This is a genomic window from Mycobacterium sp. 050134 (genome assembly GCF_036409085.1).
GTDB lineage: Bacteria > Actinomycetota > Actinomycetes > Mycobacteriales > Mycobacteriaceae > Mycobacterium.
On the sequence record NZ_JAZGLV010000006.1, the window covers coordinates 256,414 to 263,624 of the forward strand.

Consider the following 7,211-nt stretch of genomic DNA (forward strand, 5'->3'; position numbering starts at 1 on the left):
GGCGGCGAATCCCGCGCTGAGCTCAGCCTCGGTTGCCGGCGTGTGCCGGATGCGTCGGGGCAGGCGTCAAGCGGCGCTTCTGGCGCGGCCCCTCGCCGGCCGCAGTCCGGCCAGCGAGAGGGTGGTGTGCACGATCGAGCCGGCACGCTCCATGATGGCCCGCGCGGGTTGGAGGGCCGGGTCCAGCGCGGAACGAGGGCGCGGCGGAAAGTAGTGCATCGGCAACCCGCGGCGATCGCGCGGCGGCGCCACGAACGCGGGCGCCTCGACCAGCGGCGCGTTGACCGGAACCCGCCCCTCGGCCCGGCGGTAGGCGGCCAGGGCGCGCGGGTGCAGCCGGATCTCGTCGGGAACGGCCAGGAAGGCGAACTCGACCAGCTTGCCGAACAGCCGCAGCAGGACCTCGTCACCCGGGGTCCACCGCATCCCCGCCTTTTCGCGCACGACTGGCTCGAACAGGCCCGCGGCGATCCAGCGTTGGCCGGCGACCAGCGGCCTGAACAACTGATCCCAGAGCGGGGTCGGCATCACGACGAAGCTGGGCTTGGGAATGCGGATCCGGAAGATGTCGAGCGTCGCTTGATTGATCTCCAATTCCTCGCGGCAGACCCGGTCCCAGTAGTCCTGGAAGTCCTCCCAGGAGTCGGGCACCGGCCGCATGCTCATGCCGTACATGCGGTACCACCGCACGTGTTCGTCGAACAGTTGCCGCTTCTCGGCCTCGGTCAGCCCGCCGCAAAAGTATTCGGCCACCTTGATGATTAGCATGAAGAACGTGGCATGCGCCCAATAGAAGGTGTCCGGGTTGAGCGCGTGGTAGCGGCGCCCGGTCGCGTCCGTTCCCTTGATGGTGTGGTGATAGCTCGTGATCTGCTTGCCGGTCTCGGCAGCCCGGTCGCCGTCGTAGACCACGCCCATGATCGGGTACACCGACCGCGCCACCCGCTGCAGCGGCTCGCGAAGCAGGATCGAGTGCTCCTCGACGCCGGCCCCCAGCCCGGGATACATGTTCTGGATGGCGCCGATCCAGATCCCCATCATTCCGGTCCGCAGGTCCCCGAAGTACTTCCACGTGAGCGAGTCGGGCCCGAGCGGATCCTCAGAAGGCGTCCCTAAAGTCCCCGTGGCAGTCATGGCGGCCTCCTACTGTGACTGAGCTCACGATAACTTTGACAACGTATGTTGTCTATGATTTCGACCGCCATCGCTCAAGGGTGTTACCGCGCGTCGACCCTTGCGTGCCGGCGCCGTGATCAGCGCCTTTGCTGCGAGATGTGACACATCGCGCGCGAACGTAATTGCCTGGCTCTGCGAAGAACACCTAACCTGGCGAACGTGGAGGTGGCGCGTCGCGATCCGGATTCCGGCGAGCCCGTCGAATCGGTGCAAATGCAGGCCCAACCCACCCCGCGCCGCCTGCCGGCCGCGTCGGTCCACACCGCGACGCAGTGGTTCAAGGGCGGGAACCACAACCCCGGCGCGGTGGCCTTCCTGCGCCGCGCGCGACGGCTCCTGCCCGGAGATCCGGAGTTCGGGGACCCGCTGTCCACCGCGGGTGACGGTGGGCCGCGGGCCGCGGCGCGTGCCGCCGACCGGCTGCTGGGCGACCGCGACGCGGTGTCACGAGAATTCAGCTTGGGCGTGCTGCAAGTGTGGCAGGCGCTCACCGAATCCGTGTCCCGCAGGCCGGCGAATCCCGAGGTCACCATCGTTTTCACCGACTTGGTGGGGTTCTCCACCTGGTCCCTGAAGGCGGGTGACGATGCGGCCCTCTCGCTGCTGCGGCAGGTGGCGCGCGCGGTCGAGCCGCCGTTGCTCGACGCCGGTGGACACATCGTCAAGCGGATGGGCGACGGGATCATGGCGGTGTTCCGCGATCCGACGGTCGCCGTGCGCGCGGTGCTGGCCGCCAACTCGGCGCTGAAATCGGTCGAGGTGGACGGCTACACCCCGCGCATGCGGGTCGGAATCCACACCGGGCGCCCGCAGCGACTGGCCGCCGACTGGCTCGGCGTCGACGTCAACGTCGCCGCGCGAGTTATGGAACGGGCCACCAAGGGTGGAATCATGGTGTCGGGCTCGACGTTAGATCTAATAGCGCAGAGCGATCTGGACGCGATGGGCATTGTCGCCAAGCGTGCACGCAAGCCGGTATTTGCGCACAAGAGTGCCGGCATCCCTGCGGACCTGGCGATTTACCGCCTCAAGACTCTTAGGGAGTTGACAGCCTCCGATGACACAGACGAAACACAGTCCTAGCGATAATGGACGGCAATGATCGGGGGCATCTTCTCCCGGCTTGCCCGGGTTCAATTCACGCTGGGATACGCGGCGGTTCTGCTGGCCATCAGTTGCGTCATCCTGGCGCTGGGCCCCCACGCCCATGACGCCATTGTCGAGCATGCCAGCACCAACCTGCACAACCTGGCGCACGGGCACCTGGGCACCCTGGTGGGCAGCGCCCTGGTCGTCGACGCCGGCCCGCTCTACTTCTGGCTGCCCTTCCTGACGTGCCTGCTCGCGCTCGCGGAGCTGCACCTGCGCACGATCCGGCTGATGATCGCTTTTGTCGTCGGCCACGTCGGTGCCACGCTGCTGGTCGCGGCGGCGCTCGCCGCGGCCGTCGAATTCGGTTGGATGCCGCTGTCCATCACCCGGGCCAGCGACGTCGGGATGAGCTACGGCGCCCTTGCGGTGCTCGGGGCCATGACGGCGGTGATTCCCCCGCGCTGGCGGCCGGCCTGGGTCGGCTGGTGGGTGTCGGCGGGGCTGGCGGCAGCCGTCATTGGTGGGGACTTCACCGACGCCGGTCACACGGTCGCCGTGGTGCTGGGCGTGCTGGTGTCCGCCCGATTCCAGCAACCGATCCACTGGACGTGGGTGCGCCGCCTGATGCTCGTGGCGTCCTCCGGGTTCGGGTTCCTGGTGCTGGCGCACCACTGGATCACGATGGCCGCGGCGCCGCTGTTCGGCCTGCTGGGCGCATTGGTCGCCTATGCGACCGTCCAGTTTCTCGCGGCTCGCAGAGCGCGGCCGGAGTTGCCGGCGGTAGACGGCTCACTGACCGATCCGCAAGCCGTCGCCGTCGGCTGATCCATCCCGCTCGACGGGGTCGCCCCACCCACGCGAAGTGCGCGCTCAGCGGTGCGCCGGGGGTCACTATGATCGGCAGGTCGAGCCGTCCAGATTCATCAGCAAGGAGAATGCCGCCGCGTGGGGGATCAACCCGTCGACCTGTCGCCGGACGCCTTGGCCCGGGCCGTCCGCGCCGCCCAGCAGGCCATCGCGCAAGCCGCGGACCTTGACGCCCTGGCGCGCGTCAAGACCGAGCAGTTGGGCGACCGCTCGCCGCTCGCCCTGGCGCGCCAGGCGCTGGGCGTCCTGCCGAAAGACGAGCGCGCCGATGCCGGCAAGCGGGTCAACGTCGCCCGTTCGGAGGCCCAACGCAGCTACGACGACCGGTTGGCGGCACTACGCGCCGAGCGGGACGCGGCGGTCCTGGTCGCCGAGGGCATAGACGTCACCTTGCCGTCGACGCGGCAGCCGACGGGGGCCCGGCACCCCATCACGATCCTGGCCGAGCACATCGCCGACACTTTTGTCGCGATGGGTTGGGAGCTCGCGGAGGGCCCGGAAGTCGAAACCGAACAGTTCAACTTCGACGCCCTCAACTTTCCCGCCGACCACCCCGCGCGCAGCGAACAGGACACGTTCTACATCGCGCCGGAGAATTCGCGCCAACTGCTGCGCACGCACACTTCACCGGTGCAGGTGCGCACGCTGCTGGCCCACGAGTTGCCCGTTTACATCATCTCGATCGGCCGCACGTTCCGTACCGACGAGCTCGACGCCACCCACACCCCGGTCTTCCACCAGGTCGAGGGCTTGGCGGTGGACCGGGGCCTGTCGATGGCGCACCTACGGGGAACGCTCGACGCGTTCGCGCGTGCCGAGTTCGGGCCCTCCGCGCGCACGCGGATCCGGCCGCACTTCTTCCCGTTCACCGAGCCGTCGGCCGAGGTGGACGTCTGGTTCGCCAACAAGAAGGGCGGCGCCGACTGGGTGGAGTGGGGCGGCTGCGGCATGGTGCACCCGAACGTGTTGCGGGCGGCCGGAATCGACCCGGACGAGTATTCGGGCTTCGCGTTCGGCATGGGCCTCGAGCGAACCCTGCAATTCCGCAACGGGATCCCGGACATGCGCGACATGGTCGAGGGTGACGTCCGGTTTTCGCTGCCTTTCGGGGTGGGTGCCTGATGCGCGTCCCGTACAGCTGGCTGCGGGAGATCCTCGCGGCGGGGGCCCCGGGCTGGGATGTCGCGCCGAAGGATCTCGAGCAAGCCCTCGTGCGGATCGGCCACGAAGTCGAGGAGGTCCAGACCCTCGGTCCGGTGGACGGCCCGCTGACGGTGGGACGCGTCACCGACATCGAAGAGCTCACCGGCTTCAAGAAGCCGATCCGCGCCTGCCTCGTCGATGTCGGCACGGATGAGCAGCGCGAAATCATCTGTGGTGCAACGAATTTTGCTGTTGGGGATCTGATCGTGGCGGCGCTGCCCGGGACCACGCTGCCCGGCGGATTCGCCATCGCCGCACGCAAGACCTATGGCCGTCAATCCGACGGGATGATCTGCTCGGCGGCCGAACTCGGGTTGGGCGCGGACCATTCGGGGATCCTGGTGCTGCCGCCCGGGACCGCCGAACCCGGGGCGGACGCGGCTGCGGTGCTGGGACTCGACGACGTGGTCTTCCACCTGGCGATCACCCCCGATCGCGGGTACTGCATGTCGGTGCGCGGCCTGGCGCGCGAGATCGCCTGCGCCTACGACCTGAATTTCGTTGATCCGGCCGACGTGAAGCCCCTGCCGGCTGACGGCGAAGCCTGGCCGCTGACGGTGCACGCCGACACCGGTGTGCGCCGTTTCTCCCTGCGGCCGGTCACCGGGATCGACACCGGCGCCGTGTCACCGTGGTGGCTGCAACGGCGGTTGCTGCTCTGCGGGATTCGGGCCACGTCACCCGCGGTGGACGTCACGAACTACGTGATGCTGGAACTGGGCCACCCGATGCACGCCCACGACTGCAGCCGAATCACCGGCTCTCTGGCGGTGCGGTTCGCCCGGCCCGGCGAGACCGTCGTCACCCTCGACGACATCGAGCGCAAGCTCGATCCGGCCGACGTCCTCATCGTCGACGACGCGGCGACCGCCGCGATCGGCGGCGTGATGGGCGCGGCGAGCACCGAGGTGCGCTCCGATTCGACCGACGTGCTGCTGGAGGCCGCGGTGTGGGACCCGGCGGCGGTATCGCGCACCCAGCGCAGGCTGCACCTGCCCAGCGAGGCGGCCCGGCGGTATGAGCGTGGCGTGGACCCGGCTATCTCGGTGGCCGCGCTGAACCGTTGCGCCACACTGCTCGTCGACATCGCCGGGGGAGAGGTGTCGGCCAAACTCACCGACTGGCGGGGTGATCCGCCGCGTGACGACTGGGCTGGGTCCCCGGTCCGGATCGCCGTCGACCTGCCGGACCGGTTCGCGGGCGTGGCGTACCCCCCGGGCACCACCGCCAAGCGGCTGGCGCAGGTCGGGGCCCTGGTGGCCGGCGAGGGTGACACGTTGACCGTGACGCCGCCGAGCTGGCGACCGGATTTGTTGCAGCCCGCTGATCTCGTCGAGGAGGTGCTGCGGTTGGAGGGGCTCGAGGCGATCCCGTCGGTGCTGCCGTCGGCTCCCGCGGGCCGGGGGCTCACCGCGGTGCAGAAGCGCCGCCGTGCCGTCGGCAAGTCGCTGGCCCAGTCCGGGTACGTTGAGGTCCTGCCCACCCCGTTCCTCCCCGCCGGGATATTCGATCTGTGGGGCCTGCCTGCCGAGGACCCGCGACGCAGCACGACGCACGTGCTCAACCCGCTGGAAGCCGACCGCCCGCACCTGGCCACCACGCTGCTGCCGGCACTGCTGGAGGCGCTGACGCGCAACGCATCCCGCGGCCTCGTCGACGTCGCGTTGTATTCGCTGGCGCAGGTGGTGCAGCCGACCGAGGAAACCGGGGCGGTCGAGCTCATCCCGGTGCACCGCCGGCCGACCGAGGACGAGGTCGCCCTGCTGGACGCCTCCTTGCCCCGGCAACCCCAGCACGTCGGCGCGGTGATGGCGGGGTTGTGCGAACGACGTGGTCCGTGGGGACCGGGTCGCCGTTTTGAAGCCGCCGACGCGTTCGAGGCGGTGCGGATCGTTGCCCGTGCCAGCGGGGTCGAGGTCCGCCTCCGCGCGGCGCAGTACCTGCCCTGGCATCCCGGCCGGTGTGCCGAAGTGCTGGTCGGCGAGGCCACCGTCGGTCACGCCGGGCAATTGCATCCCGCGGTGATCGAACGCTCGGGCCTGCCCAGAGGCACGTGCGCGATGGAACTCAACCTCGATGCCATTCCACTCACCGATCTGCTCCCGGCGCCACGGGTCTCGCCGTACCCCGCCGTCTTCCAGGACGTCAGCCTGGTGGTGTCCGCGGACGTGCCGGCCCAGGCGGTGGCGGACGCCGTTCGCGAGGGCGCCGGCGAATTGCTCGAGGACATCCAGTTGTTCGACGTCTTCGCGGGCCCGCAGATCGGCGCGGAGCGCAAATCGCTGACGTTCGCGCTCCGCTTCCGTGCGCCGGACCGCACGCTCACTGAGGACGACGCGAGCGCCGCCCGGGACGCCGCGGTGCGACGCGCGGCCGAAGCCGTCGGCGCCGAGCTGCGCGCCTAGTTCCGTCCGGGCGGCTCGCCCGCCTCGCCGCGAAAATCGTCTGAGCGTTTCGGGGATTAGTCGGTTGTCAAGTCGTGTTGCGGCCCGCCTTCGGGGCGCCGCACGGCTCTTGACGTGCGGTTTCTGGCTCAGCCACCGCCCCTTCATGCGAAATCGTAAAGTTTCCTGTGAAAACATCGTGTGACATTTTGCTGACACGTTAGTTCTTATTAGGCTCGTGTCGATCTTTGTTACTCCGGGGTAAGTTCCCGTCGGGTAACCAGCTTTTGGGCAGTGTGAGGGGGGCCTCGCGCGTGGTGTGCGCGGGGCCCTTGTGGTGCTCGTGTGCAGTGCGGGGTGACCGCCGGTCATCGCCTGTTTGTGGTGCGAGGAAGGGTTGGATATGTCGTTTCTGATCGCTACGCCGGATTTGGTGGAGAGTGCGGCGCAGAGTTTGTCGGGGATTCGTTCGTCGTTGGCGGAGGCTGC

At 69.0% G+C, this 7,211-nt stretch carries 5 protein-coding genes; 4 read left to right on the plus strand and 1 reads right to left on the minus strand.

Annotated features, from left to right (window positions below):
- Positions 1–66: 66 nt before the first annotated feature.
- Complete coding sequence (locus SKC42_RS09645) at positions 67–1,134, minus strand: oxygenase MpaB family protein (protein ID WP_330964069.1); 1,068 nt, start codon at positions 1,132–1,134, stop codon at positions 67–69.
- A gap of 201 nt (positions 1,135–1,335) precedes the next feature.
- On the opposite strand from SKC42_RS09645, the gene SKC42_RS09650 reads away from it, so the two are divergent.
- The 4 genes from SKC42_RS09650 (at position 1,336) to pheT (ending at position 6,743) form a co-directional block, all read left to right on the plus strand.
- On the plus strand, positions 1,336–2,259 hold the full coding sequence (locus SKC42_RS09650) for an adenylate/guanylate cyclase domain-containing protein (protein WP_330964070.1): 924 nt from the start codon (positions 1,336–1,338) through the stop codon (positions 2,257–2,259).
- A gap of 15 nt (positions 2,260–2,274) precedes the next feature.
- On the plus strand, positions 2,275–3,093 hold the full coding sequence (locus SKC42_RS09655) for a rhomboid-like protein (RefSeq protein WP_330964071.1): 819 nt from the start codon (positions 2,275–2,277) through the stop codon (positions 3,091–3,093).
- 120 nt (positions 3,094–3,213) lie between these two features.
- A complete protein-coding gene (pheS, locus tag SKC42_RS09660; protein ID WP_330964072.1) occupies positions 3,214–4,257 on the plus strand; it encodes a phenylalanine--tRNA ligase subunit alpha in 1,044 nt (347 codons plus the stop codon).
- On the plus strand, positions 4,257–6,743 hold the full coding sequence (gene pheT / locus SKC42_RS09665; protein WP_330964073.1) for a phenylalanine--tRNA ligase subunit beta: 2,487 nt from the start codon (positions 4,257–4,259) through the stop codon (positions 6,741–6,743). Before pheS ends, pheT begins: the two co-directional genes overlap by 1 nt.
- Positions 6,744–7,211 lie beyond the last annotated feature (468 nt).